The organism is Lacinutrix salivirga, from assembly GCF_053604675.1.
Genome location: NZ_JBSHNP010000135.1, coordinates 35,403 through 61,975, shown reverse-complemented (window position 1 = coordinate 61,975; position 26,573 = coordinate 35,403). Strand labels below are relative to the sequence as shown.

The following is a 26,573-nucleotide window of genomic DNA, read 5'->3' as shown; positions in this document are numbered from 1 at the left end:
GTGTAAAAATACAATAATTATAGTAATGACTCGCGAGTCATTACCTCTGGTTTGTCTAAGCCAATCAATTTTAAAATTGTAGGAGCAATATCGCCTAAAACACCATCCTTTATGCTAGTTAAGTGGTTATCTATTAAAATTACAGGTACTGGATTTGTAGTGTGCGCAGTATTTGGCGAACCATCTGGATTAATCATTGTTTCGCAATTCCCATGATCTGCAATCAGTAATGTGGTGTAATTGTTTTCTAAGGCAGTTGTAATAATGGTTTGTGCACATTGATCGACAACTTCGCAAGCTTTTATTGCAGCTTCCATAGAGCCAGTATGACCAACCATATCTCCATTTGCAAAATTTAAACACACAAAATCAATATCTCCTTTTTCTATTTCTGGAACAAGTGCTTCGGTTAACTCATAAGCACTCATTTCTGGTTTTAAGTCGTAAGTGGCTACTTTTGGAGAATTTTTAAGTATCCTGTTTTCGCCTTTAAATGGTGCTTCTTGTCCTCCAGAAAAGAAAAAAGTAACATGAGGATATTTCTCGGTTTCTGCAATACGCAATTGTGTTTTGTTATTTTTTTCTAGGACTTCGCCTAAAGTTTCTGTTAGATTATCTTTATTAAATACAACATTTATGCCTTTGTAGTTTTCATCATAGTTAGTTAGCGTTACATAATATAAGTTTAATGTATGCATGTTTTGCTCGTGGAAATCTTGCTGTGTTAAAGCTTCAGTTAATTCACGTCCTCTATCTGTTCTAAAGTTAAAAAAGAGTACAACATCTTCTTCTTCAATAGTTGCAACAGGATTTCCATTGGCTGTTGTATGTATTATGGGTTTAATAAACTCATCTGTAATATCATTGGTATAATTTTTTCTAATACTATCTGTAACATTAGAGGTGTAATCTCCAATACCATTAACCAAAGCATCGTATGCAAGCTTTATGCGTTCCCAACGTTTATCTCTATCCATTGCATAATATCTACCAGTAACTGTTGCTAACTTTGCATTGGTTTGAAGTAGTTTGTCCTCGAGCTCTGTAATAAAACCAAAACCAGATTTAGGATCTACATCGCGACCATCTGTAAAAGCATGGACATACACGTTGTCTAATCCAAAATTATGTGTAGCATCTAGTAAAGCAAATAAATGATTGATGTGAGAGTGGACACCTCCATCACTAACTAAACCTAAAAGGTGTACTTTTTTATTATTTGTTTTAGCGTAGGTAAAAGCATCAATTAAAGTTTGTTCTGTAGCTAAAGAATTATTGTCCACAGCCAAATTAATTTTAGCCAAATCCTGATATACAATTCGACCAGCACCTAAATTCATGTGACCAACTTCGCTATTACCCATTTGACCTTCTGGCAAACCAACATGTAAACCATCTGTACGTAAGGTAGCATGAGGATATTTGGTATAAAGTGAATCTATAAAAGGTGTATTAGCGTTATCTATGGCAGATACTTTTGGGTCTGGAGACATTCCCCAACCATCAAGAATCATTAAAATGACTTTTTTATTCATATTATTAATTTTGAAAAACAAATATAAACACAAAAGTCCTGCTTTTGCAGGACTTAATGAGTCTATTATACAAGGTTATTGATTTCTATATTTTTTAATTGATTCTCTAATTTTTTCAATTCTATTGTCAGGATCAGGATGAGAGCTTTGAAACTCAGGAGTTCTATTTGGTCCTGCAGCTGCTTTTAAAATTTTCATTACCTCAATCATTTCTTCAGGATCATAGCCAGCTCTTAACATAAATCGCACACCTAAATCATCACTTTCTAGCTCGTCTCCACGACCATTTTTAAGTAATGTGTTTTGTCCAACTCCACCAATTAATCCTCCCATATCTGCACCTACAGATCCAGCAGTAGATAATCCTTGCCAAAGTTCGCTATTGGCAATACGCTCTGCAGAGTGTTTTCCTAATACATGACCAATTTCGTGTCCTAAAACTCCTGCTAATTGGTCTTCGTTTTGCAATTGTTGAAACAAAGCATAAGTGATAAAAATTTGACCTCCAGGCAATGCAAAAGCATTTACTGTATTGGGATCTGCTAATAAATGAAACTCATACTTATAAGGTGTTTCTCTAGCAATACTATTATTTACCAATTTATTTCCAACATTATCTACTAAAGCTTGGTAGCTTTCGTTTGGGTACAAACCACCATGTTGTGCAGCCATTTGATCGCGACTTTGCAAACCCATTTGGATTTCTTGTTCAACAGTCATTGAGATGGCCTGTTTTTTTCCTGTATATGGATTTATTTCTTGTGAATTAAAATATTTAAAACCGAAATATGCCGCAATAGCTAATCCAATTAATAGTCTAAATTTTAAATTACCTCTTCTCATTATTTTTAGTTACTTGTTTTCTTGATTTAAAGTTACAAAAGTTCTGGGTTAATATCTAAAATATTTTCGTTCAGATACTTATTTATAAACTCATTAGTAAATGCATTATAGCCTTTTAATTTTTCTTTTTTTAAAAGTTGGGTAAAATCGAGGTCTCGATATTGTTTTAAATAACCATTAGATAATGGCTTATAAGTATAGTGCCAAGGTTCGTATTTAAAGCCTTTTCTGTTTGGTGTGTTGGTGTAAACTAAATAAAAACCATAGGTGTTTGCATTAGCATCCATCCATTCTTTTAAAGGACAATAGACACCATTATTATTAAAATGTGAAGGCGATAATACATTGCTAGGTTGCTTCACATTAGCATCAATTATATCTAAATCTGTTCCCCAATGGTGGCGAGAAGTGCCAGGTATTGTAGAGTATTCTATTATTTTTTTTATGGCATCTGTTTCAGAAAGACCTTGGTTTATATACCTATTGTATTTGCGATTCCAAATGCGTTTTTGATGCTCAAAACCTCTGTAACTAGAGACAACATGTATCTTTATGCCTTCTTTTAAGGCTGCAGTTTTCATTTTTTCGAATGCTGTTTGTGCTTCTTTTCTAAGCGTGTAACCATTTCCAAATAATTGAGGAGAGCCTTTACCTATTAACTCTTCATAAGACAAATTTTCTTGCGAAAAGTTTAGTTGAGGTATTGCAAATACAAGTATTGTTACTGCAATTATTATAGTTGTTATTTTTTTTGTCATAATACTTTATACATTACATAATGCGTGCCAATATTTTCTATTTCAAAAGCATTTCCAATAGCTGTAAAACCGTTGTTTTTGTAAAATTTTAATGCTCCAATTCTGGCGTTAAACCAAAGCAATTCTATTTTTCTTTTTTTTAATTCTAAGGCACCTGCTTTAATAAGTTGCTTTCCAAAATGTTGACCTTGATGCTCTTTTAAAACTGCCATGCCTCTAAGTCTGTATTGATTTTTTTGATAAAACAAAGGACTATTTTGTTTTACAAACGTAGCCACACCAATGAGTTTTTTATTTAAAAATAGGCCTAAATGAAATGTGCTTGCCAGATCATCACCATCAAAAACACAATCCTCAATGGGTTTTCCAGCTCTTAAAACAGGATGCCTTACAGAGTGTGTTTGTTTAGAAGCAATTAATTGTATGCTAACCTTTTGAGTATTAATTTTAGAGTGCTTTGTGCTCATAATTCAAAATTACTTAATTTTACATGAAAACAAACTATGCCTTTTGTGTTTAAAATAATTGAAAACTCTCAAATACATTCTATTATTCCTTTAATTCAAAAATTATCGAATAACGCAAATTCCGATGCTGTTTTAAAAGAAAGAATTACACAAATGAGTACTGAAAACTATGAATGTGCTGGTGTTTTTGAAGATGAAAAGTTAATTGGTATTTGTGGTATGTGGTTTCAAACACGACATTATGCAGGTAAATCCATGGAAGTAGATCACGTTTATATTGAAGAAGAATACCAAGGAAAAGGACTAGGAAAGCAGTTTTTTCAATGGATATACGATTATGCTAAACATAAAGGTTGCCAAACGAGTGAATTAAATACGTATGTGCAAAATTACCCTTCGCATAAATTTTATTATAATGAAGGTTACGAGATTTTAGGCTATCATTTTTTAAAAAAATTATAGCTAAAGAGTTTATAGCCAATAGTATGGGTTTTGGTTTTAGTTTGTAGTGAAAAATGGCCTATTATTTTTAACAGTTAAGCTTGAAGATTTTCTAATTATTTACTAAGTTTGCCAACGGAAACGCGAGAGTAGCTCAGTTGGTAGAGCGTCAGCCTTCCAAGCTGAATGTCGCCAGTTCGAACCTGGTCTCTCGCTCTAAAGCTTTATCTAAAAACGATGAGGCTTTTTTTTTGTACTATATTTTTAAATTTTTTATAGTGTTAAGGTGAGAAGTTTATGCTGAGCGCAGCCGAAGTGAACCTGGTCTCTCGCTCTAAAGCTTTATCTAAAAACGATGAGGCTTTTTTTTTGTACTATATTTTTAAATTTTAAATAGTGTTAAGGTGAGAAGTTTATGCTGAGCGCAGCCGAAGTGAACCTGGTCTCTCGCTCTAAAGCTTCATCTAAAAACGATGAGGCTTTTTTATTTCAATTCATTTAAAAAAGAATTAGGTTCCAGTTCGTATGGCTGTTTTTGGTGCTCAAAAATTCTTGCTTTTAGATTTCCTTTAAGTACAATGGTATTGTTATTTACTTCTAGCCAGCTACCTTCTCTTAATCCAACAACAGGTTGTGTATTAAATTTATGAAACTCTTTTAGCCTGGTTTCTCGTGTTTCTCCCATGTGCTCACTATTTGTTAGAGGATCTAAATAATGTGGATTGATATTAAATGGAACTAATCCAATAGTTTTAAAACTAGGAGGATACACAATTGGCATATCGTTAGTGGTGTGCATTGTTAATCCGCAAATATTACTACCAGCACTTGTTCCTAAATATGGAGTTCCACTATTAATTACTTCTTTTAAAACAGCAAAACTCTTGTTTTTATAAAGCTGATTGACTAATACAAACGTATTACCTCCTCCTGTAAAAATACCCTCTGCATTTTTAATAGCTTTAGTGGTGTCTTCAAATTCATGTAATCCTTTTACATTAATATTTATGCTGTTAAACACTTTAGCAACCTTAGAGGTGTATTCGCTATGAGAAATACCTCCAGGTCTTGCATAAGGGATAAAAAGTATCTCTTTAGTATTGTTAAATAGTATTTTTATTTCTGGTAATAGATACTCTAAATAGTCGCCTTTATAAATAGTGGAAGTGCTTGCTATTATTAAGTTTTTCATATTTGTTGAGTTATTTTTATAGTTTTTAATACAATACAATTATTTGTTGTAAATTTAGGTAAAGATATATTTTAACAAAAGTTTAGAGGTGTCTTATATTTTAATTAAGAATACAAATCCGTTCTTTACTTTATAAATAATAAATTATGCATAAAAAATTACTTTTTGTTTTCTTTTTTTTCTCCTTAATTTCTTTTGCTCAAGATTCTGATCGTGTTAGAGTTAAAGGTAAAATTATTGTAGATGTTAAAGACGTAGCAGGTGTAACAGTATTTAACACCTCTTCTAATAAAGGAACAATTACAGACGAAAACGGTGTGTTTTATCTAAACGTAGCGTTAAATGATAATATTGAAGTTTCAGCAATTCAATTTGTGCCATTTACATTTAAAATTGATAAAGAATCACTAATAACCAAGCAATTATTTGTGTACTTAGTTGAGCGCGTAAATAATTTAGACGAAGTTGTTTTATTGCCTCATGGTTTAACAGGAAGCCTTAAAGTAGATGCAGAAAGCGTAAAGGTAGTTAAGCCTTTTATATTTGCAATGCCAGAAAGTTTAGCAGATATAGAATTGCCACCAGACAATAAAACAGGTGTAGTCAATACTGCTATAAACCAACCAATACAGCACATGGCAGATTTAGGAGAAATAATTAAGCTAGCTGCAAAATTATTTAAATCTAACACACCTAAATTTGAAGCAGAAACCCCAAAATATAATAGTATAACAGAAGCATATTCAGTTGCCTATTTGGCGCGAGTTTTAGAATTTAATAAAAAAGACGTTAAGCCTTTTGTGACTTTTGTAGAAGCTAACGATTTTGATTTTCTGTTACTAAATGAAGCTTACGAAATTCAATTTATAGATTATATACTTAAACAAAAATCTTTATACTTAGCTAAGCAAAATGGCAAAGATTAATTGGTTTGTATTAAGTGTTTTATTTACTGCTATAGGTTGGTCCCAATCGGTAAAAATTTCAGGCCAAATTGTTAGTGAACTCGATGATGATGTAGAGAACATACATGTTATTAATAAAACCCAAAACCTATTTACAATAACTAATGCCATTGGAGAATTTACTATTGTAGTTGCGTTAAACGATGTTGTCCAGTTTTCTTCAATTCAGTTTAAAAAACAAGATGTAATAATCAATCAATCTCACTTAAATAGTGGAAAGCTTAAAGTAACATTAGTCTCTAATGTCAATGCATTAGATACTGTTGTATTAGGTCGAATTCTTACAGGTGATTTGTTATCGGACATTAATAATACCGAAGGAAAACCAGATATAAATTTTTATAATTTAGGAATACCTGGTTATACAGGAAAACAAAAAACCTACGCACAACGCGAATTACAAGAAGCCTCAGACCTAACGCCTCGATTAGGAGGTTCGTTAAATGGAGTTGGAGGCTCTATTGGTATAATTCCAATTATTAATGCTATTACAGGTCGTACAAAAAAATTAAAAAATAAGGTCGCTATAGAAGCTAATGCGATGTGTATGAATAAATACCGAGTATTATTTTCTGAAGATTTATTAACTACTAATCCTCTGCCAGAGCATAGAGTTATGGAATTTTTCTATTTTGCTACCGAAACAGAAAAGTTTAAAACATTATGTAAATTGCAAAACGATTTAGAAATTTTTGATTACCTAACTCAAAAGCTAATAGAATATAAAGCGAAATTAGCAAACAGTAAAAATTAAGTTTTTTTTGGAATGCTTTTTGAACCAGTAAATTTGGTTAACATAAACCCCTTATGAGAAATTTTAAATTAAGCATTGTTTTATTACTTTTTACAGCACTCTCCTTTACAACTGCACATAAATATTATGTGAGTATCACACAAATAGAATATGTAAAAGACAAAAAAACGGTTCAAATTATTACCAGAATTTTTATAGACGATCTAGAAAATCTTTTGCGTTCTCGTTACGATAAAACGATTACGCTTCAAGAAAAAGAAGATGAAACTGTTATAAACACTTACCTTTCTAAATATCTAAAATCTAAAATTGAAATTGATATAAATAACCAACCTGTAGTCTTAAATTTTATAGGCAAGGAATATGATAATGATTTAGTATATTGTTATTTAGAGATACCAAATGTGGAGAATATAAAATCTTTCAGTATAACAAACAAGGTGCTTTTTGATGTCTTTCCTGAGCAAAAAAATGTAATAAGAACTAATATTAACTCAAAAAACAAGAGTTTTATTCTAATTCTCGAAAATGATAAAGGTTTGTTAAACTTCTAAAAAAGAACTTTGTAAACTCTTAAAAAAGAGTTAATTTCATCAGCTATATTAAGAAATAATATTTAATGATGAAAAAACTTACCTATCTACTACTATCAATTGTTTTTATTACAGCCAACAGTTACGCTCAAGAGGCCGAAACTAAAGAGCGACAACAAGGCCATACCAACACTAATAAATTTAAACAATTATACGAAGAGTTTTCAACACCAAATATGTTTAGATCTGCCTCAGGAGCACCAGGACCTGCTTATTACCAACAGCAAGCAGATTATAAAATGGATATTGAATTGGATGATGAAAACACAAAGCTATATGGTAACGAAACTATTACTTATACCAACAATTCGCCAGATATTCTAAAATATTTATGGGTTCAATTAGACCAAAACGTTAGAGCTAAAGACTCTAAATCTCCACTAATACAAAGTACTGGAGTTTCTGAAGCACAACGTGTAAGTTCGTTTTCAAACACCTATTTAAAAGAACCCTTTGATGGTGGATTTAATATACAGGAGGTAAAAGATACAAATGGGAGAGATTTACAACATACCATTAACAGAACAATGATGCGTGTAGAATTGCCTAAACCATTAGCAACTGGCGAAAAATTTTCTTTTTCAATAAAATGGTGGTACAATATTAATGATCACGTAAACGGTAGAGGTCGTTCTGGATACGAATTTTTCCCAAAAGATGGCAACAGAGCGTATGTAATTGCACAATTTTATCCCAGAATGGCTGTATATAATGATGTAGAAGGATGGCAAAACTCACAATTTTGGGGACGAGATGAGTTTGCACTGCCATTTGGAAATTTTGAAGTAAATATTACTGTACCTGCAGATCATATATTAGATGGAACAGGGAAATTAATGAATAGAAAAGAAGTATTTTCTAAAGACATGATGAAACGTTACGACAAAGCAAAAAAGTCGTTCGATGAACCTGTTTTAATAGTAACACAAGCTGAAGCTGAGGCAGCAGAAAAATCTAAAACCACTAAGAAAAAAACTTGGAAATTATATGCCGAAAACGTGCGTGACTTTGGATTTGCAACTTCACGTAAATTTATTTGGGATATGATGGCTGTTAAAATTGCAGATAAAAATGTAATGGCTGTATCTATGTACCCAAAAGAGGGTAATCCATTATGGGAAGATTGGTCCACAAAAGCAGTAGCGAGTACACTAAAAACATATTCTCGTATGGCATTCGATTATCCATATCATAAAGCCATTTCTGTACATGCTAAAAACCAAGGAATGGAGTACCCAATGATTTGTTGGAACTATGGTCGTCCAGACGAAGACGGTAATTATAGTGATAGAACAAAATACGGAATGATGAGTGTTATTATTCACGAAATAGGACATAACTTTTTCCCTATGATTGTAAATAGCGACGAGCGTCAATGGACTTGGATGGACGAAGGCTTAAATACATTTGTACAATATGTAGCAGAGCAAGATTTTGGAGAGTGGTATCCAGCAGCACTATCGCCAAACGATAAAAAGTATCCTTCTCGTAGAGGTCCTGCAGCAAACATTGTAAATTATATGGGAGGAGACCAAGATTATATTGCTCCAATTATGACTAAAGGTTTAAACACCTACCAATTTGGAAACAATGCTTATGGAAAACCAGGAACAGCCTTAAATATTTTGCGAGAAACAGTAATGGGACGCGAGTTATTTGACTATGCCTTTAGAGAATACTCTCAACGTTGGATGTTTAAACACCCAACACCAGAAGATTTTTTCCGTACAATGGAAGATGCTTCTGCATTTGATTTAGATTGGTTTTGGAGAGGATGGTTCTACACAACAGACTATGTAGATATTGGAGTTAAAGACGTTAAAAAATTCTACGTTTCTAGCGAGCCTAACGAAAAAGTAAAACAAATGGCAGCCTCTAGAGGTATGAAATTAAGCGATTTGCCTCCTTTAGTGTATATGGTAGAAGAAGGTAGTGATGAGTTTAAACAAGAACTTAAAAACGGTTCGCCATCACAAAATTCCCCAACGTTAAACGAGTATATAATGGATAATTTTACTCCAGAAGAAAGACAGAATATTAAAGAACCAAAATATTTCTATAATATTACTTTCGAGAAGCCAGGAGGATTAGTAATGCCTATAATTGTAGAATATAAATATGCAGATGGCACTTCTAAAACCGAAAAATATCCTGCTCAAATTTGGAGATTAAATGATAAAGAAGTGAAAAGAGCAGTAGCATCTCAAAAAGAAATAGTTTCAATTACTGTAGATCCTAATTTAGAAACTGCAGATGTTAATACTTCAAACAACTCATGGCCAAGAGAAGTGAAACAAAGTGAATTTGATAATTTTAAAAATAAAAATTAATAATCCAAAAAATTATTATTGAAAGCCAACTCTTAAAAGTTGGCTTTTTTTTTATTCTAAATAAACTACACACTATATTTGCATTGTGATACAGTTAACTACATTATTGTTTATTAGTGGTGGCGAAATAGTTTTTATACTATTTATCGTTATTATGGTATTTGGCGCAGATAAAATACCCGAAATAGCAAAAGGACTGGGTAAAGGTATGCGCACACTTAAAGATGCCACTAACGATATAAAAAGCGAAATCACTAAAAGCGCAGAGCATCATAGTATAGATACAAGCGTAACTAAAGATGTTGAAGACGAAATTAAAAAAGTAAAAGACGATTTAGAGGATTTTACAGGCTCTATTAAGCGTAAGCTTTAATCCAATAATTTTAAAATTTTAATTTCTTATTAATTTGATTTTTATTGAGTTAAGTTAGGTCAAAGTTTTTTGGTTTCTAATATTTTATTATATTTGACAATCCCTAAATGCTATTTAACCAAGAACTAACCTATAATGAAAAAATATTTTTATATTTTTTTTAGTCTCGTAAGTGTACTATTTTCTTATGGACAAAATGATCGCCATATTATCAATAAAATTGATAGTTTAAATACTTTAGGCGTCTCTTTTTTAGATAATGGAGATATAAAAAAATCTATAGAATTTCTTAACCTTGCTACAAAACTTTCAGACTCTATAGAAGATAACTATGGTAAAGCCATTGCTAATATAACTTTAGGTAAAATTTACTATAAGCTAAACGAAAATAAAGATGCCGAAACACGCTTCTTAAAAAGTTTAAGCGCTTCAGAGAGAATTAAAGACGATTATTTAATTGCACAATCTTATTTGTATTTAGGCGATGTTTACGCCATAGGATTTAAACAAAAGCAAAAAGGAATTGAAGAGTATAAAAGTGCTTTAACTTACGTTAATAATATAGGACTTTATGGTCAATATACCTTAAACGATAGGGAGACTGTAAAATCTAATGCTTTAATAAACCTAAGCGCCTCCTACTTAGACATAAATGAGTTTAATAGTGCCATTAATTACATTTTAGAAGCCAAAAAAAGTGCCGATTTAATTGCGGACGACCCATTAAAATTAAGTAATATAGAATTTTTATTAGGTCGCTATTACGAACAAAAAGATGTGCACTACAATGCGATTTCTAAATATGTTGAAGCAATAAATATCATTAAAAACAGCAGCATAAATAGTAATGAAGCAAACTTAGCATTATCTAAAATTTATAAAGAATACGCTAATTCACTTAAAAAAATAGATAAGATAGACGAAGCATATTTAGCCTTATTAACTCATAATAATTATAGAGAAAAAGTTATTAATGAAGAACAAGTTAAGCAATCTAAATTAGCTAAAACAAAATTTGATATAGCAGATTATAAAAACTCTATTGCAACAGCCAATAAAGAAAAGGAACTTCAAGAGCATTTGGCTAACAAAGCAAGAAACATTAATATAGTTGTAATTGCAGCTATTTTTGTGCTTTTAATATCCTTACTAACGCTATATAAAAACTTTAAATCCAAACAAAGCTTAAGTGCCTTGTTAGAAGCACGAAATAAACAACTTGAAATTGCCAAAAACGAAGCTGTAAAATCGTCTCAATTAAAAACAAATTTTATTTCTAATGTCAGTCATGAGTTAAGAACACCACTTTATGGCGTTGTTGGATTAACCTCTATTTTACTTAAAAATAATGACTTAAGTGAAAGAGATAATAAGTTTTTAAAATCTCTTAAATTTTCTGGCGATTACTTGTTAAACCTTATTAACGATGTGTTGCAAATTGGTAAAATGGAATCTAAAAAAATAGAGCTTCATAATTCCTCAATTAATTTAAAACGTATTCTCGGTAATATCACAGATTCTTTTGAATATCAATTAGAATCTAATGCCAATAAACTTCATTTATATATTGATAATGAAGTCCCTTCTCACGTATTTGGAGATAACATTAGATTGTCTCAAATCCTAATTAATTTAATAGGAAATGGCTTAAAATTTACCAGAAACGGAAATGTTTGGGTAAGCTTAGAGACATTAAAAAGCAGAAATGGTACTTGCTCTATAAGGTTTAGTGTAAAAGACGATGGACCAGGAATTCCGCTAAAACAACAAAAAAGAATCTTCGATAATTTTTCTCAATTAGAAAGAAAGCACAATAACGATTATCAAGGCACAGGACTTGGTTTATCTATTGTTAAAAACCTTGTAGAGTTATTAGGTAGCGAAATTAATTTAAAAAGTAAAGTGGATGAAGGTGCTGTTTTTAGTTTCGATTTAGACTTTAAAATAGATACCGAAACTAGTAAGTTACAAGAAAAACAAAAATCTGAATTAGAAAAAATTGCCGAAAACAATTTCACTATTTTAATTGTAGAAGACAATAAAGTAAACCAAATAGTAACACAGAATATTTTAGAAAAAGAAAACTATAAAACTCATATCGTAAACAATGGCGAGCTTGCCATCCAAGAAGTAATGAAAAACTCTTACGATTTAGTTTTAATGGATTTAAATATGCCTGTAATGGGCGGAATAGAAGCTACTACAAAAATCAGAGCATTTAATGAGCATATTCCAATTTTAGCTTTAACAGCTGCCGATTTAGATGAGGTTGAAGACAAAGTTATGCGTCATGGTTTTAACGATATTATTATTAAACCTTACGATAACTTCGAGTTTTTTCAAACCATTACCAAACACCTTTCTAAACCCGAAACTACAAGTAAATTAAATGTAGTGTAAAGCTGTGTAAACAGTGAAATTATTAATATTACACAACATTAATTGCGAATAACACAATACATTTGCTTAAAAATTTCATTTTATTTAATATATTGGGATAAAATTAACAACCAAAGATTATAATAAAATGAAAAAACTTTCCATTGGTCTATTATTATTAGGATTCCTTATATTTAATGCCTGCTCAAAAGACGATGTTGTACCAACACAAGAAGAACTCTCACAAACTCAACAAGATTTTAGTAAACCGCTTACCATTAAACAAATCAATGATAAAATAAACGACTTTATAAAAACTAAAGGAGAATTTAACTGGAATTTGGTAAGCGACCATACGTTATGGAGCGCAATACATCATGGCGATAATATTTTAACTATTGGTTATGGAGAAAAAGGACAAAGTTTTAGCGAGGTTAAAGACAATAAACTATTAGAAAACCTGAGCACTATAATTGCAACCGTTGAAACTTCTGAGAACTATAAAAGAAACGATCAAAACATTGTTGAGCACGAGATTATAAATGTTGTAGATGTAAGAATTGAAAACTACAAAACACTATTAAAACTCAAAGAATTAAATAACATTAGGTATTTAGAACCTAATGGTTACAATCATTACACTGCTAACGAAGCTGTTAGTCAAGCAGAGCGATCAAGTTCTGGTTGCGATAAGCAAGGTGTTTATGTTAGTCCTGCTTATTACACACCAATAGCACCAAACAATGCACAAGTGGCTTGGAATTTTTACGAGCATAATATACCACAAGCATGGAGCAGAAGCACAGGAGCTGGTGTAACTATTGGTTTAATAGATACAGGAGTGTCTCAATCACAATCCTTATTAAATTCTAGCGGAATCAACGATGGTTATTCTAACGGACGTTACGTACAAAAATATGGTACGTTTATAGACTCTAATTGGTGGTGGTCTAATAATTACGATGGACCACACGATAAATGTGGACATGGAACAGCAATGGCCTCTACAATGGCAGCACCAAGAAACGATAACGGAATGCCAGTAGGCGTTGCTTATAACGCTAATTTAGTAGCTTATAGAGCTACAGAAGATGTGTTATTAAACGATTACCACGAACGTAAAGGTGTGTCTAAAGCATTAACACAATTAGCAAACAGGAACGATGTTAAAATTATTTCAATGTCTATTGGTTATGTGTGGTCAATTGGTAACGTTAAAGACGCTGTTAGATATGCCTATAGCAAAGGGAAATTAATATTTGCTGCAGGAGGAACCTCTACATCGTTCACAAATGGTTTTGGTGTAATTTTTCCAGCGTCTATGAGCGAAACAGTTGCTGTAACAGGAGTTAAAGATGGTAATTATTACGAGCGTTGCGATACATGCCATAGTGGTCGTAAAATAGACTTTACAATTGTTATGGAAGGTGATACAAATTCTAATAAAAAACCACCAGTTTTAAATTTTTATAATGGTCAAAGGCGTTTTACAGGAGGTTCCTCTTGTGCCACAGCAACAACAGCAGGTATTGCCGCTTTAGTATGGTCTAAATATCCTAATTGGTCGAGAACACAAGTCTTAAACAGGTTAAAACAATCGGCAGATTTATACCCAAATAAGAGTAGTAATTTTGGCTACGGAAACATAGATGCTTTACAAGCAGTACAGTAAAATTTTTTTATTTTAAATTGAAAAGCCTCTCGGTTATGAGAGGCTTTTTAGTTTATTTAATAATAAGTTTCTTAGTTAAAACGCCATTATTAGTATAGATTTTAAAAATATATAAACCTGAAGCTAAATTTGAAACATCAAATTCTGAGAAACCTTCAGAAGCTTCAATTTTTTGCTTAGTACCTAATATAGAAAACACAGAAGCTTCTTCAATATTTATATTTACTGGCTTTATAACTTCTACTTTATCATCAATCCTTATTAGGCTAACCGATTGATCTAAATCAAAATTGGTAGTACTTAAAGTGGTGTTTTCAGTAATCTTAACATCATCAAATAAAACTTCGTAATTTCCAAAATCAGAAGGTTCTCCTTGCATATAAATTTCAACAGCATAATCAGAATCAGTAATAGTAGGATTAAATTGAAATTGTACTGTATTCCAGTCGTTATTTTGAATATTTACAGTATTAACAAATGGATTACTAACTGTTGGTCCAGAAATAATCCTAAAAGTAATATTGTCATTAGCATCAAAACCAGTAGATATATATTTATAACTGTATTCAACATCATAAGTTTTTCCTGCTTCTAAAGGAATATCAGCAGTTGTAAACAGAAATAATTCCGCATTAGGAAACGTAGAGAATAGAATGCTACTTGATCCTTCAGTAAAGTCTGAGGTGTTTTGAGAAAAATCTCCAAAATCACTGGCAGAAGACCAATTAGCTGGAGTACTTGGAAATGGCCAGTTTTCAAAACCACCATTAGTTACTAGATTTTGCGAGTAATTAAAAACGCTAATAAATAAAAAAGAAAGAAGTATTAATTTTTTCATCTGTAAATAATTTTTTTGCAAATGTAAGAAATTTATAACCTTCTAAAAGTGTGATATTACTTTATTTTGAATAGTAATTTTGCCTATCTAATATTGATGTTTAACAGAGTTTAATAACACAGAGTTAAAGCAAGCTTCTTTAATTAATTTAAAGAGATTTATTATATAAATCATTATAAATACTAGGAGTAAGGTATCCAAAATCTAACAATTCTTTTTCGTTATTTATTTCTTTAAGATAGCCTTTGTTTAAATACATAATTTTGTCAGCTAAATTAATTACGTTTTCATAGTCATGATCTGTTATAATAAACCCTTTACAAGATTTTAATTCAGTAATAATGTTAATAATACTTGTTTTAATAATTGGACTAACTCCATTGAATGGTTCATCTAAAAGAATAAATTTTGCATTAGAATAAGCAATAAGTAAAATTTCGACTATTCTTTTCTCACCTGTAGATAACTCTTGGTTTTTTTTATTTAAAAGTGGCTTTAAGTGGCTGTTTTCTAATAAGTTATTTCTGTGTTTTTTTGGAAGAAATAATTTAATTAAATTCTTTATTTTAATTCCATTAGGAAGAAAGTTATTTTGAGGTAGATAATTAATGAGATGTCTTCCATCAGAAACATTTTTTATTTTTTTATTATTCGCTCTAACAAATTTAAATTCGGCTTTTTCGGTTCCAAAAATTATTTTTAGTAAAGTTGACTTGCCAGAACCATTACGACCTATCAACCCAGTAATTTCACCAACTTCGTTAGACAAATAAACGTCTGTTAAAATAGCTTTACCATTGTAAGATTTAGTCACGCTATCTACATGTAAATGATTCATAAAAATGATAATATAATAAGATTGATTATAGCAATTAAGAGTGTAGATATCCAAAGTTTTAATTTTGTAATTCCAAGATTAAAATAATAGTAATATTGTTCGCCATTAAGAATATCGTAAACAAATAAATGCACTAAAGGTGATATAAAAAAAAATAAAACTGCTATTTCAAATATTTTACCACTAAATAAAACAACTATCAACGCAGATATAAAATACGAAATAAAGAAAATTTTTCTTTGAAATAATAATATGTTTATAAATAGTCTCAGCTTATTATTGTTGTTTACTTCTTCCTACTAATTGTCAAACCATCGCGAATTGGTAGCAAAACAGTTTCAATTCTAGTATCGTTTTTTAAAAGTGTATTAAAAGCTAAAACAGCTTTTGTAGAGGTGTCTTTAGCGTTTAAAGGCTCTACAACTTTACCATGCCATAATACATTATCAGAGAGTATTATGCCACCAGAATTTAGCCTATCGATTATTAAATTAAAGTAATTTACATAATTTGGTTTGTCAGCATCAATAAAAACCAAATCAAAAGTATGCTCTAGTTTCGGGATTATCTCTAAAGCGCTTCCTAAATGTTGATGGATTTGTTTACCAAATCCAGAAGCATCAAAATACTTACGTTGAAAATCAACTAGCTCTTCATTTACATCAATAGTATGGATTTCTCCATTAGCTTGTAAGCCTTCAGCTAAACACAGCGTAGCATAACCAGTAAAAGTACCAAGTTCTAATATTTTTTTTGGATTAACTAGTTTAGAAATCATACTTAATACGCGACCTTGGTAAGGTCCAGAAAGCATAATAGGTTGTAATATTTTCTGGTAAGTTTCGCGTGTAAGTTGTTGCAGCAATTCTGGTTCTTCTTCAGAATGCGCAACTACGTAATCGTCTAATTTTTCTGGTAAAAAGTACATATTTTGTCTGGTCTAACGCAGTCGATACCTTATTTAATAATAACTATAATAAACCTCTCGACTGCGCTCGAGGAGGCCTATTAACTTATAATTTTATTGTATAACACTTTGGCAATGAGTATAACTACTAATACTATTAAAATAATTGCAGGCACAATTGTTCTAAATTTCATATAACTAGTAAAGGTTTCCCAAAACGACTTATCTTTCATTAACCTAAAATACGTTTTACTAATTTATCTTTTGCAGCTTCGTTATCACCACATAACCATTGGATTACATTGTCTTCCCAAATGGCATCACGTTGGTTTTCTGTAATAATGTTTCTATCAATAGCTAAATCTAAAATTTTACCAGGATAAGAACTTTGTTTTTCGCTTTCCATTTCACCTAAAGGATAAGGGTCGTCAAGTCCCATTAAAACTTGTTTAGAACCTTGATTTTTAATTAACAACTCTAATCCACCAGTATCATGTACCAAGGTATCAAAAAAGATATTTTTATGTCCAACCGCTTTACGAGGATGGCTTTTACCTTCAAATAAATCTGGTCTGCCATCAAATCCTTGGATGCGTCGTCCTAAGTTTATTTGTGCCAATTGTCCACCATGAGCAAAACACGTTCGCATATTTGGGTATTTATCCTGATACCCATTTAAGGTTAAAAAATGATAAGCATCGGCACATTGTGCCAACATCCAAATTAAATGAAAACGCCAAGAGGTGTTTTCTAACTTTATAAATTTTTCACCATCGTAAGGATGAATTTCTACAGCTAAATTATACTTATTGGCCAACTCAAAAATAGGTTCATTTTCTTCATCAAAAATACAACGCCAAGTCCCAATAGTATCCATATAATGCGTTGGTAAACACAATAATTGCATTCCATGTTCTTCTACACAACGTTCAATTTCCCAACAGGCACCTCTAACAAAACCAGGATGTACCACAAAACCACAAGTAAATTTACTAGGATTTTCGCGTTGTACTTTGGCGTTAAAATCATTCTGAAAACGTAGTGCTTGCTTCATTTCTTCCACACGCAAGCCATTACCATACAATTGCGATAAGTTTAAAACAACAGCATGATCTATTTTAAAACGCTCCATCCAAGCCAATTTCTCATTTAAAAAAAAGCTAGAGTCTGTAATTGGTCTGTTCCAATCCTTCTGGAGCATAAATTTTCGGTCTTTATCTACCCAAAAAATGCCTTTATCCTTCATAAACTGTGGGATTTCTTCAGGATATGGTAATAAATGTGAGTGACCGTTTATTCTTAATTTGCGTTTTGTCATATTTGTCATTCCTGCGAAGTCAGGAATCTACTTTTTAGTTAAAATTATAATGGATTCCTGCTTTTCAGGAATGACAGCTCTACTCTATTTGCACTTTTTTAGGTGGTTGCATAACTTCACCACAATTTGGGCAGCTGCGCTTGTCTTTATCACCATAATAAGCATCAAATATTTTAGGCATATCGGTTTCAATATTTTTTACGGTAAAATCCTCTTCATATAATTTGGTGGTACAATTTTCGCAAAACCAAAGTAAGGCATCTTGCACACCTTCTTCTCTAGGATATTCAATCACTAAACCAACAGTATTTGCTCCACGTTGAGGCGAATGCGGAACTTTAGGAGGTAATAAAAAGATCTCACCTTCTTTAATTTGAATATCTTTTGGCGTGCCTTTGTCTATAACTTTTAAAACAATATCACCTTCAATTTGATAGAAAAATTCTGGAGTTTCGTTGTAGTGATAGTCCTTTCTATTATTTGGTCCTCCAACAACCATTACAATAAAATCGCCATCTTTCCATACCACTTTATTACCAACAGGTGGCTTTAATAAATGTCTATTTTCTTCAATCCAAGCTTTAAAATTTATAGGAGATACTAAATTACTCATGATATAAATATTTTAATTTTTATCATCCTGAACTTTGATTCAGGATCTTAATTTTTTTATTTTTGGGCGTTACTTTTTACTCATACCTACAAGGTTTTAGAAACCTTGCAGGATCATAAAAAGTCAGGCTATCAAGGCTCGCTCTCTGCGAGGAGCTCAAACAAACCTTTCCATCCTTAACGCAAAATTACTTTACTAATATACAAAGACCTCACAGGTTTTTAAAACCTGTGAGGTCTAAAATTATAAACTATTTTATAAAGATTTCGTTCTTCCTCCATCAACAGGCAAATTAATACCATTAATATAGGCAGCAGCTTCACTTGCTAAAAACGTAATGGCATTGGCAATTTCTTCTGGTTTAGCAAAGCGTTTTGCAGGTACAGCACTTTTCATAGCATTTGCAGAGGCTTCTTCGGTGTTTCCTGTTTTAACCGATTTGTTTTTTATTATTTCAGCAAGGCGTTCCGTTCCTGTTGCTCCAGGTAAAACGTTGTTTACAGTAATGCCAAATTGACCAAGCTCATTAGCCAAAGTTTTACTCCAATTTGCCACTGCACCACGAATGGTGTTACTAACACCTAAACCATCTAATGGTTGTTTTACAGATGTAGAAATTACATTAACAATTCTACCAAAATTTTCTTCTTTCATAAACGGAACAACTGTTTGAGCTAATACATGATTACATTTTAAATGTTGTGTAAAAGCAGACTCAAATTCCTCAATTTCTGCCGAAAAAACTGGTCCACCTTTTGGTCCTCCAGTATTATTTACCAAAATATGAAAGCCATGATGTTTAGAAACGTATTCCGAAACCTTCTTTTTTAATTCCGTAGGATTAGAAAAATCTGCAACTATATAATCGTGATTTCTATGTTGAGGTAAATCTTGTAAAGCAGCTTTTAATTTGTCTTCGTTTCTTGCAATAAGTGTTACTTGTACACCTTCTTGTGCTAAAGCTATTGCTGTTGCTTTACCAATTCCTGCAGTGCTTCCGCAAACTAATGCGTATTTGTTGTTAAGTTTTAAATTCATTCCCATCCCAACCTTCCCAAAGGGAAGGAGTTTTGTTAGTTGTTAATATTTTATTTTTTTCCATTAGAGTGTCTTCCCTTTGGGAAGAGTCAGATGGGATTAATACTTTATACAAACATTTTTCGCTTCAGTAAAAAAGCGTAACGCTTCAAAACCACCTTCACGTCCAACTCCAGAAGCTTTTACTCCTCCAAAAGGTGTTCGTAAATCGCGTAGCATCCAAGTATTTACCCAAACAATTCCTGCTTGTAATTGGTTGCTCATTCGCATGGTACGTTTTAGGTTGTTTGTCCACAATGTGGCAGATAAACCATACTTTACTTTGTTTGCCATTTGTAACACTTCATCTTCATTATTAAATGGCATAATAGTAACTACAGGACCAAAAATTTCTTCTTGATTTACTCTACATTCATCATTTGGTACTTCTATAACTGTTGGTTCAAGATAGTAACCGTTTTCATAACCTTTTACTGTTACTTCATTTCCTCCACAAAGGATTGTTCCATTTTCTTGTTTAGCAATTTCTATATATTCTTTAACTTTTTCAAGATGCGATTTAGATACTAAAGCGCCAATATTTGTTGACGCTTCCGATGGATGACCAACTTTAAGAGCCTTTATTTTTTCAACAAAATCTAACTTGAATTTCTCATAAATAGATGCTTCTACAAAAATTCTGCTTCCGCAAAGACAAATTTGTCCTTGGTTTGCAAAGGAAGAACGTACTGTAGTGTCTAACATGTCCTCATAATCGCAATCTGCAAAAATGATATTTGGGTTTTTTCCACCTAATTCTAAAGAGAGTTTCTTAAACATTGGAGCTGCTACTTTTGCAATATGTGCTCCTGTTGCTGTTCCTCCTGTAAAACTAATGGCTTTAATATCTGAGTGTTCTATAATGGCTTGTCCTGTGGAGCCTCCTAAACCATGTACAATGTTTAAAACGCCTTTTGGGAGTCCAGCTTCAGTACATATTTCTCCTAATAAATAGGCAGTCATTGGTGTAACTTCACTTGGTTTTGCAACTACACAGTTTCCTGCAGCAATTGCTGGAGCGATTTTCCAGGTAAATAAGTAGAGTGGAAGGTTCCAAGGAGAAATACAACCTACAACACCAATGGGTTGACGTAAGGTGTAATTTACTGCTTGTTGACCTACACTTTCGTGGCTTTCACTTGCAAATTGCGTTATTGCATTACCAAAAAACCTAAAATTACTTGCTGCTCTTGGTATATCTACTGCTTTTGCTAAACTAATTGGTTTCCCATTGTCTTTACTTTCTGCTTCTGCAAAGCGTTGTAAATTGGCTTCTAGTAATTCTGAAATCTTAATTAATATTCTGCTACGTTCTTCTAAAGTAGTTTGTGACCAAACAGGAAATGCAGATTTTGCAGCTATGTATGCATTTTCTACATCTTCTTTTGATGAGTTTGGTATTTGACCGTAAACTTCTCCGTTACTAGGATTGTAGTTATCTAACCACCCATTAGCAATGGGAGGCATAAATTTTCCGTTTATGTAGTTTTGAATTCCTGCGAAGGCAGGAATCTCTTTATTTTTTTTCATTACAGTTTATTAATTAACATATTCCATGATTGTCTTTTCGAATACCCAATTATCATTTTCTTTTTTGTAAATTATATCGAAGCCATGAGACATAAAATATCCCATAGAAATGTGCGCTTTATTTAGTTTTTTATTAAAAATAGGTTTTCCTAACATTAATTGCCCTTCTCGCTCATAATCATCTCTCAATTTTTTAATTGAATCATTTGAAACTAATTTAATTTCTTTATAATTATCATCATAATTAATGATTTTATCCCAATCTACAATATTGTATCCTTTTTCTGAAAGTTGATACACATCTAACGTTAGATTACCTTTCAATTGATTGATTATAAAAGTTGTGTCAGTACTTTTGAAATAAGAATTAATGAACTCAGGGAAAGTAGATGGTTTACCCATTTTTTTATGATATATAACATCTTCATTACCTGTGTATTCAAAAGTTTGAAACATTAAATAAGGGTTTTTATATTCATAAGGATATAAATATTCATCTTCTTTATTACTTAAAATATCATTCAAAAAATTTATTTTAAATTCTTCAGTAATTATTGGAGTTACAATTTCTTCAACAACAACCTCCTCTTTTTCCTTTTTACAAGAAAAACTCAAAAGGATAATTGCTACAGATAGGTATTTAAAAGTCGTTTTCAAATTAAAAATTTCGTTTTATTAATGAGATTCCTGCTTTCGCAGGAATGCGACAACCTTAATCTCCACCACCAAATCTGGATGTGGCAATTGGTGTACAGCTACTGTTGTTCTGGTTGGTCCTGTTTCTTTATCAAAAAACTCTGCGTAGGCTTTGTTGTAATCCGCAAAGTCATTCATATTTACTAAAAACGAAGAGACATCTACAACGTTTTTTAAACTAGCTCCAACTTTTTTAAGATTGGTGTCTATATTTTTTAAAACTTCCTGTGTTTGTGTGTAGGCATTTAGTTTTTTTGTTCCCATTTCGTCAATAATATCAACTCCAGCAATGGTATTGTCTGCTCTACGAGAACTGGTTCCTGAAACGAAAATAAAATCGCCTACTTGTTTTACGTGTGGATATGCTCCTCTTGGTGTTACCTTTGTTCCTGCGGAAGCAGAAATCTCATTTTTTGTACTCATAATATTTTTATTTATGTCATTGCGAGATTTTTTTAAATCGCGGCAATCTCATCTTTTTTTAGGTTCTGTTCATTTTGCCTTGATGCACTATTTTGGCAGAAATGTCTGGTAAACATTTTGCCTAAATACAAAACCAAACCTGTCTGCCGACAGGCAGAAAATCACAGCCAAGCCAAGAAATTTTCAGTTTTGCAAATTGAAACCGATTTGAAAACTCCGCGTCAAACTACGTTCTCCTGAATTTTGGAGCTTTTCTACATTTATTCTTCGCCTTGACGTTCAATTCTGCGAATTGATTTAGGACTTTAACTTTTACTAAAAGTAATGTTTTGGTCCTAATTATTATCATTTGTCTGGTCGAGCGTAGTCGAGACCTATTTGTGACCTCTCGACTGTGCTCGAGTTGACATTTAATTATAACTTATTTCAAACCAGCAATTTTATCGTCTTCTAAAATAGCTTCGGTTTCTTGTTTTACTTTTTTAAATATACTATTTAAATCTTCGTTTTTATCAATTTCTTTATCAGCTATAAGGTTTAATATAGCTTTGTCTTGTGCTCTTCCTTTGGTCATTGCTGTATAATACGGAATGTCTTCTTTAAAAGTAACCATAGAGTATTTCGAAAAATAATCGTTTGGAAATTGTTTCTCTAAAGCCATTTCAATGGCACGTTTTTCTTTAAATATTGGGTTTGCAACATGATCGCGCATTTCGTAATAATTGTCTATTGCTAAATCTGCAATAGCATCTGTATCTGCTTTTCGCGATTTTTCATAGACTTTAAAAATGGTTTCCCAGTCGCCTTCGTGTTGCTCTAGTATAGCATCAAAAACAGTGACGTCTTCAAACGAAGCATTCATACCTTGACCATAAAAAGGTACAATGGCATGCGCAGCATCTCCTAATATCACGTTTTTGTTTTTGTAATGCCAAGGCGAACATTTTATAGTACCTAATGGTCCTGTTGGATTATTGAAAAATTCTTCGGCTATATTTGGAATTAATGCTAAAGCATCTGGAAACTGCTTTTTAAAGAATTCTTTTATGGTTGCTTCTGTTGTTAAGTTGTTGAAATTATATTCACCTTCATCGTAACTTAAAAAGAGCGTTACTGTAAAGCTTCCGTCTAAATTTGGAAGTGCAATTACCATATAATCGCCTCTTGGCCAAATGTGTAGATAGTCTTTACTTATTAAATGTGTGCCATCTTTTGAAGCAGGAATTTCTAGTTCTTTGTAACCATGTGTTAAGTAGTTTTGAGAAAAACTAAATAGAAATTTACGCTCTAAATAATAAGCTTTACGTAATGATGATCCTGCTCCATCTGTACCAAAAAGGACATCACCAGTGACCTTAAGTTCGGTTTTAGAGTCGTGATCATAAAGATGTGCAGTGTTGTTTTCTATATCAATACTTTTACATTCTTTATTAAAATGAATGGTTAGATTGTTGTATTTATCGGCTTCTGTAAGCAATAAACCATTTAATTCTCCTCTAGAAATAGAGTTGATATATTCACCTTCGCGACCTGAATAATTAGAAGGAAATGTATTGCCTTCTACATCATGCATTAATCTGCCATACATTGGGATGCATAATGGTTTTACTTTGTCTTCTATACCTGCTAGTCGCATGGCTTTTAAGCCTCTGTCTGATAATGCTAAATTTATAGAACGTCCTGCAGAAATATCTGTAGTGCGTAAATCTGGTCTGCTTTCGTAAACGTTTACAGTGTAACCTCTTTGTGCTAAGCGTAAAGCTAGGAGACTTCCACAAAGTCCAGCTCCAATTATTAGTATGTTGTCTTTTTTACTCATTCTTCTGTTGTCTGGTCGAGCGCAGTCGAGACCAATTTAAAACCTCTCGACTGCGCTCGAGGTGACATTCTTATTATAATATTCCTTTTAATTTCTCTACCATTCTATACACATCTTCATAGGTGTTGTATAATGGAACAGGAGCACAGCGTATAACATCTGGTTCTCGCCAATCTGTAATAATATGAGCGTCTGTTAGCTTTTTATGTAACCCTTTATCTGCATCTTTTACTTGAATGGACAGTTGGCAACCTCTTTCTTTTGGGTTGGTTGGTGTAATGATTTTTATTTTGTCGTTATTTAATTCGTTTATTAAAAACTCGAAATAACCTGTAAGTTTTTCAGATTTATCTCTTAACGCATCCATTCCAACCTCATTAAACATGTCTAAAGATGCTTTAATTGCTGCCATAGATAAAATTGGTGGATTACTTAATTGCCAACCTTCTGCTCCTGGAATAACATCTAATGGTTGTCTCATATTAAAGCGTGTTGCTTTATTATGGCTCCACCATCCTGCAAAACGTTTAAGTTTTTTGTTATGCGCATGTGTTTCGTGTACAAACAATCCGCCTAAACTTCCTGGTCCAGAATTTAAATATTTGTAAGTACACCAAGCTGCAAAGTCAACACCAGAATCGTGCAGATTTGGCTGAATATTTCCTGCGCCATGCGCTAAGTCTATACCAACCATACAGTTTTTTGCATGACCTAATTGTGCTATTTTCTTTAAATCTAAATATTGACCAGTGTAATAATTTACACCTCCAATAAGTAATAGTGCGATTTCGTCTCCTTGTTCTTCGAGTATAGTTTCTAAATCTTCAATGTTTAAAAGCTCTTCGCCTTGTCTTGGTTTCCATTCTACTAAACCTTCATTAGCATCAAAACCATGGAATTCTAACTGTGTTTGTACAGCGTATCTATCAGATGGGAATGCATCACTTTCAATTACAATTTTATATTTTGTTTTTGTAGGTTGGTAGAAACTAACCATTAACAAATGTAAATTGGTAGTTAAGGTGTTCATTATAACTACCTCAATAGGTTTAGCGCCAACAATTTTTGCCATGGATTCTGTTAAAAACTCATGATAAGGCATCCAAGGGTTTTTAGCTTCAAAATGACCTTCTACACCAAAATTTGCCCAATCTTTTAGTTCTTGCTGAATGTATTTTTGTGTAGCCTTAGGTTGTAAACCTAGAGAGTTTCCTGTAAAGTATAACCAATCGTTTCCATGTTTATCTTTTGGAATATGAAATTGATCTCTGTAATGTGCAAGTGTGTCGTTTTGATCTTGCTGTTTCGCATAATCAAGACCTAAAGTAAAGTTGGACAAAGTGAATTGTTTTTTCGGTTTCCAACAAAAATAAGAATTATTATTTTAGGAATGAAGTAAGAGAACAGCCAACTAAAAATGCCTTGCAAATTGTTTTACAAGGCATTTTTCAATTTATATAGGCGCAAAACTAGTTGCGGAAAACTATTATATATACGTATAATAATAGCCTGTTAGATCTTTTGGTTAAACGTTTTAATCCATTTTAACTTGTATATTGGTAAAATTAAGGTTCCAGTTTTCGTTATTTTTACGATGCTCAGTAGCTATTTTAATGCCATTAAATGTTTTAATGTTTTCAAAAGTTGTAATCATTGAAGGCTCTGCAGCATTGCCTTTACGATAAATCCATTCTTTAATAATATAATTGTTATCGTAAAAAATATCGTAAGCATCACCTGGAGTATAACCTCCTTTATTGGTATAGGTTAATGTGATTTTATTTAATACTATATTGCTAATTGGTGCTTTTTCTCCTATAGTTTCAGAAATTGTAGCGCCTTCATCCCAAAATAATTGAAAAGGAGTAAGTAGCCAAAATTTATCGTTTATAAAACCTTGGTCTGCTCTAAGACTTAAACTATCTATACTTTTTCTGTTGTAGCTAATAGTGTCTTTGTTTGTTATTAAAGTCACATCGTTAGTTTTTGGAGACCATGTCCACGATCTTTGAAAATGTGTACTATCCTTATCTACATTAAACGTAAAATTTATTTTTGAAACTTTTTCCCAGTTTTCAAAGCCATAGGCATTGGCAATGTTTTCGGCAATAGATAATTTCTTTTCAATTTCCTTTTTTTCAGTTTTACAAGAAAAACAAAGGATTATAATAAGTATGAGAAATGCTTTTTTCATATTAGTTTTTTTGCAAAG

The 26,573-nt window shown here is 32.0% G+C and carries 26 protein-coding genes and 1 tRNA gene; 9 read left to right on the top strand and 18 right to left on the bottom strand.

The features are described 5' to 3' along the window. Positions 1–17 precede the first annotated feature (17 nt). The 4 genes from gpmI to ACVC5O_RS11920 all read right to left on the bottom strand — a co-directional run bounded on the left by gpmI (position 18) and on the right by ACVC5O_RS11920 (position 3,603). On the bottom strand, positions 18–1,535 hold the full coding sequence (gene gpmI / locus ACVC5O_RS11935) for a 2,3-bisphosphoglycerate-independent phosphoglycerate mutase (protein ID WP_452221710.1): 1,518 nt from the start codon (positions 1,533–1,535) through the stop codon (positions 18–20). Between the two features lie 75 nt (positions 1,536–1,610). Continuing rightward, positions 1,611–2,378, bottom strand: coding sequence for a M48 family metalloprotease (locus ACVC5O_RS11930; RefSeq protein ID WP_452221709.1), 768 nt, complete (start codon positions 2,376–2,378; stop codon positions 1,611–1,613). 32 nt (positions 2,379–2,410) lie between these two features. Beyond that, positions 2,411–3,136 carry a M15 family metallopeptidase gene (locus ACVC5O_RS11925; RefSeq protein ID WP_452221708.1) on the bottom strand — a complete coding sequence of 242 codons (726 nt, stop codon included), beginning with the start codon at positions 3,134–3,136 and terminating at the stop codon, positions 2,411–2,413. Continuing rightward, positions 3,133–3,603 (bottom strand): GNAT family N-acetyltransferase, encoded by a 471-nt coding sequence (locus ACVC5O_RS11920; protein WP_452221707.1) that lies wholly within the window; start codon positions 3,601–3,603, stop codon positions 3,133–3,135. The genes ACVC5O_RS11925 and ACVC5O_RS11920 overlap by 4 nt, the downstream gene beginning before the upstream one ends. 36 nt (positions 3,604–3,639) lie before the next feature. Between ACVC5O_RS11920 and ACVC5O_RS11915 the strand changes: the two genes are divergently transcribed. Further along, on the top strand, positions 3,640–4,065 hold the full coding sequence (locus ACVC5O_RS11915; RefSeq protein WP_452221706.1) for a GNAT family N-acetyltransferase: 426 nt from the start codon (positions 3,640–3,642) through the stop codon (positions 4,063–4,065). 122 nt (positions 4,066–4,187) lie between these two features. After that, positions 4,188–4,260: transfer RNA gene (locus tag ACVC5O_RS11910), tRNA-Gly, on the top strand. A 268-nt stretch (positions 4,261–4,528) separates the two neighbouring features. Here ACVC5O_RS11910 and pepE read toward each other — a convergent pair. Next, positions 4,529–5,236, bottom strand: coding sequence for a dipeptidase PepE (pepE, locus tag ACVC5O_RS11905; protein ID WP_452221705.1), 708 nt, complete (start codon positions 5,234–5,236; stop codon positions 4,529–4,531). Positions 5,237–5,382: 146 nt separating this feature from the next. Here pepE and ACVC5O_RS11900 point away from each other — a divergent pair, with 146 nt between their 5' ends. The 7 genes from ACVC5O_RS11900 to ACVC5O_RS11870 all read left to right on the top strand — a co-directional run bounded on the left by ACVC5O_RS11900 (position 5,383) and on the right by ACVC5O_RS11870 (position 14,302). Continuing rightward, positions 5,383–6,162, top strand: a complete 780-nt coding sequence (locus ACVC5O_RS11900; RefSeq protein WP_452221704.1) for a carboxypeptidase-like regulatory domain-containing protein — start codon at positions 5,383–5,385, stop codon at positions 6,160–6,162. Further along, positions 6,149–6,955: a hypothetical protein gene (locus ACVC5O_RS11895; RefSeq protein WP_452221703.1), complete on the top strand. Its 807-nt coding sequence runs from the start codon at positions 6,149–6,151 to the stop codon at positions 6,953–6,955. The genes ACVC5O_RS11900 and ACVC5O_RS11895 overlap by 14 nt, the downstream gene beginning before the upstream one ends. 53 nt (positions 6,956–7,008) lie before the next feature. Then, entirely contained in the window at positions 7,009–7,509 is a 501-nt protein-coding gene (locus tag ACVC5O_RS11890) for a DUF6702 family protein (protein ID WP_452221702.1), read from the top strand. A gap of 68 nt (positions 7,510–7,577) precedes the next feature. After that, the gene (locus ACVC5O_RS11885; RefSeq protein ID WP_452221866.1) at positions 7,578–9,878 is read left to right on the top strand and encodes a M1 family metallopeptidase; all 2,301 of its coding nucleotides are present in this window, start codon (positions 7,578–7,580) and stop codon (positions 9,876–9,878) included. A gap of 85 nt (positions 9,879–9,963) precedes the next feature. Next, positions 9,964–10,251 carry a Sec-independent protein translocase subunit TatA/TatB gene (locus tag ACVC5O_RS11880; RefSeq protein WP_452221701.1) on the top strand — a complete coding sequence of 96 codons (288 nt, stop codon included), beginning with the start codon at positions 9,964–9,966 and terminating at the stop codon, positions 10,249–10,251. 135 nt (positions 10,252–10,386) lie between these two features. Next, positions 10,387–12,651 (top strand): ATP-binding response regulator, encoded by a 2,265-nt coding sequence (locus tag ACVC5O_RS11875; protein WP_452221700.1) that lies wholly within the window; start codon positions 10,387–10,389, stop codon positions 12,649–12,651. Between the two features lie 127 nt (positions 12,652–12,778). After that, a complete protein-coding gene (locus ACVC5O_RS11870) occupies positions 12,779–14,302 on the top strand; it encodes a S8 family peptidase (protein WP_452221699.1) in 1,524 nt (507 codons plus the stop codon). A 52-nt stretch (positions 14,303–14,354) separates the two neighbouring features. Here the strand turns inward: ACVC5O_RS11870 and ACVC5O_RS11865 are convergent, their stop codons facing one another. The 13 genes from ACVC5O_RS11865 to ACVC5O_RS11805 all read right to left on the bottom strand — a co-directional run bounded on the left by ACVC5O_RS11865 (position 14,355) and on the right by ACVC5O_RS11805 (position 26,555). Then, entirely contained in the window at positions 14,355–15,140 is a 786-nt protein-coding gene (locus ACVC5O_RS11865) for a T9SS type A sorting domain-containing protein (RefSeq protein WP_452221698.1), read from the bottom strand. 148 nt (positions 15,141–15,288) lie between these two features. After that, entirely contained in the window at positions 15,289–15,978 is a 690-nt protein-coding gene (locus ACVC5O_RS11860) for an ATP-binding cassette domain-containing protein (protein ID WP_452221697.1), read from the bottom strand. Positions 15,979–16,264: 286 nt separating this feature from the next. Further along, entirely contained in the window at positions 16,265–16,906 is a 642-nt protein-coding gene (locus tag ACVC5O_RS11855; protein ID WP_452221696.1) for an O-methyltransferase, read from the bottom strand. Positions 16,907–16,986: 80 nt separating this feature from the next. After that, complete coding sequence (locus tag ACVC5O_RS11850) at positions 16,987–17,118, bottom strand: hypothetical protein (protein WP_452221695.1); 132 nt, start codon at positions 17,116–17,118, stop codon at positions 16,987–16,989. After that, positions 17,118–18,203, bottom strand: coding sequence for an amidohydrolase family protein (locus ACVC5O_RS11845; RefSeq protein ID WP_452221694.1), 1,086 nt, complete (start codon positions 18,201–18,203; stop codon positions 17,118–17,120). The genes ACVC5O_RS11850 and ACVC5O_RS11845 overlap by 1 nt, the downstream gene beginning before the upstream one ends. A 79-nt stretch (positions 18,204–18,282) precedes the next feature. Then, positions 18,283–18,816 (bottom strand): 3-hydroxyanthranilate 3,4-dioxygenase, encoded by a 534-nt coding sequence (locus ACVC5O_RS11840; protein WP_452221693.1) that lies wholly within the window; start codon positions 18,814–18,816, stop codon positions 18,283–18,285. 255 nt (positions 18,817–19,071) lie between these two features. Then, a complete protein-coding gene (locus ACVC5O_RS11835; protein ID WP_452221692.1) occupies positions 19,072–19,854 on the bottom strand; it encodes an SDR family oxidoreductase in 783 nt (260 codons plus the stop codon). A gap of 99 nt (positions 19,855–19,953) precedes the next feature. Beyond that, a complete protein-coding gene (locus ACVC5O_RS11830; RefSeq protein ID WP_452221691.1) occupies positions 19,954–21,423 on the bottom strand; it encodes an aldehyde dehydrogenase in 1,470 nt (489 codons plus the stop codon). Between the two features lie 9 nt (positions 21,424–21,432). Further along, on the bottom strand, positions 21,433–22,038 hold the full coding sequence (locus tag ACVC5O_RS11825; RefSeq protein WP_452221690.1) for a hypothetical protein: 606 nt from the start codon (positions 22,036–22,038) through the stop codon (positions 21,433–21,435). A gap of 60 nt (positions 22,039–22,098) precedes the next feature. Beyond that, a complete protein-coding gene (locus ACVC5O_RS11820) occupies positions 22,099–22,542 on the bottom strand; it encodes a RidA family protein (protein WP_452221689.1) in 444 nt (147 codons plus the stop codon). A gap of 421 nt (positions 22,543–22,963) precedes the next feature. Further along, positions 22,964–24,361, bottom strand: a complete 1,398-nt coding sequence (locus ACVC5O_RS11815) for an FAD-dependent oxidoreductase (protein ID WP_452221688.1) — start codon at positions 24,359–24,361, stop codon at positions 22,964–22,966. A gap of 73 nt (positions 24,362–24,434) precedes the next feature. Continuing rightward, positions 24,435–25,700: a kynureninase gene (gene kynU, locus ACVC5O_RS11810; RefSeq protein ID WP_452221687.1), complete on the bottom strand. Its 1,266-nt coding sequence runs from the start codon at positions 25,698–25,700 to the stop codon at positions 24,435–24,437. A 195-nt stretch (positions 25,701–25,895) separates the two neighbouring features. Then, positions 25,896–26,555: a hypothetical protein gene (locus ACVC5O_RS11805; RefSeq protein WP_452221686.1), complete on the bottom strand. Its 660-nt coding sequence runs from the start codon at positions 26,553–26,555 to the stop codon at positions 25,896–25,898. Between the last annotated feature and the right edge of the window lie 18 nt (positions 26,556–26,573).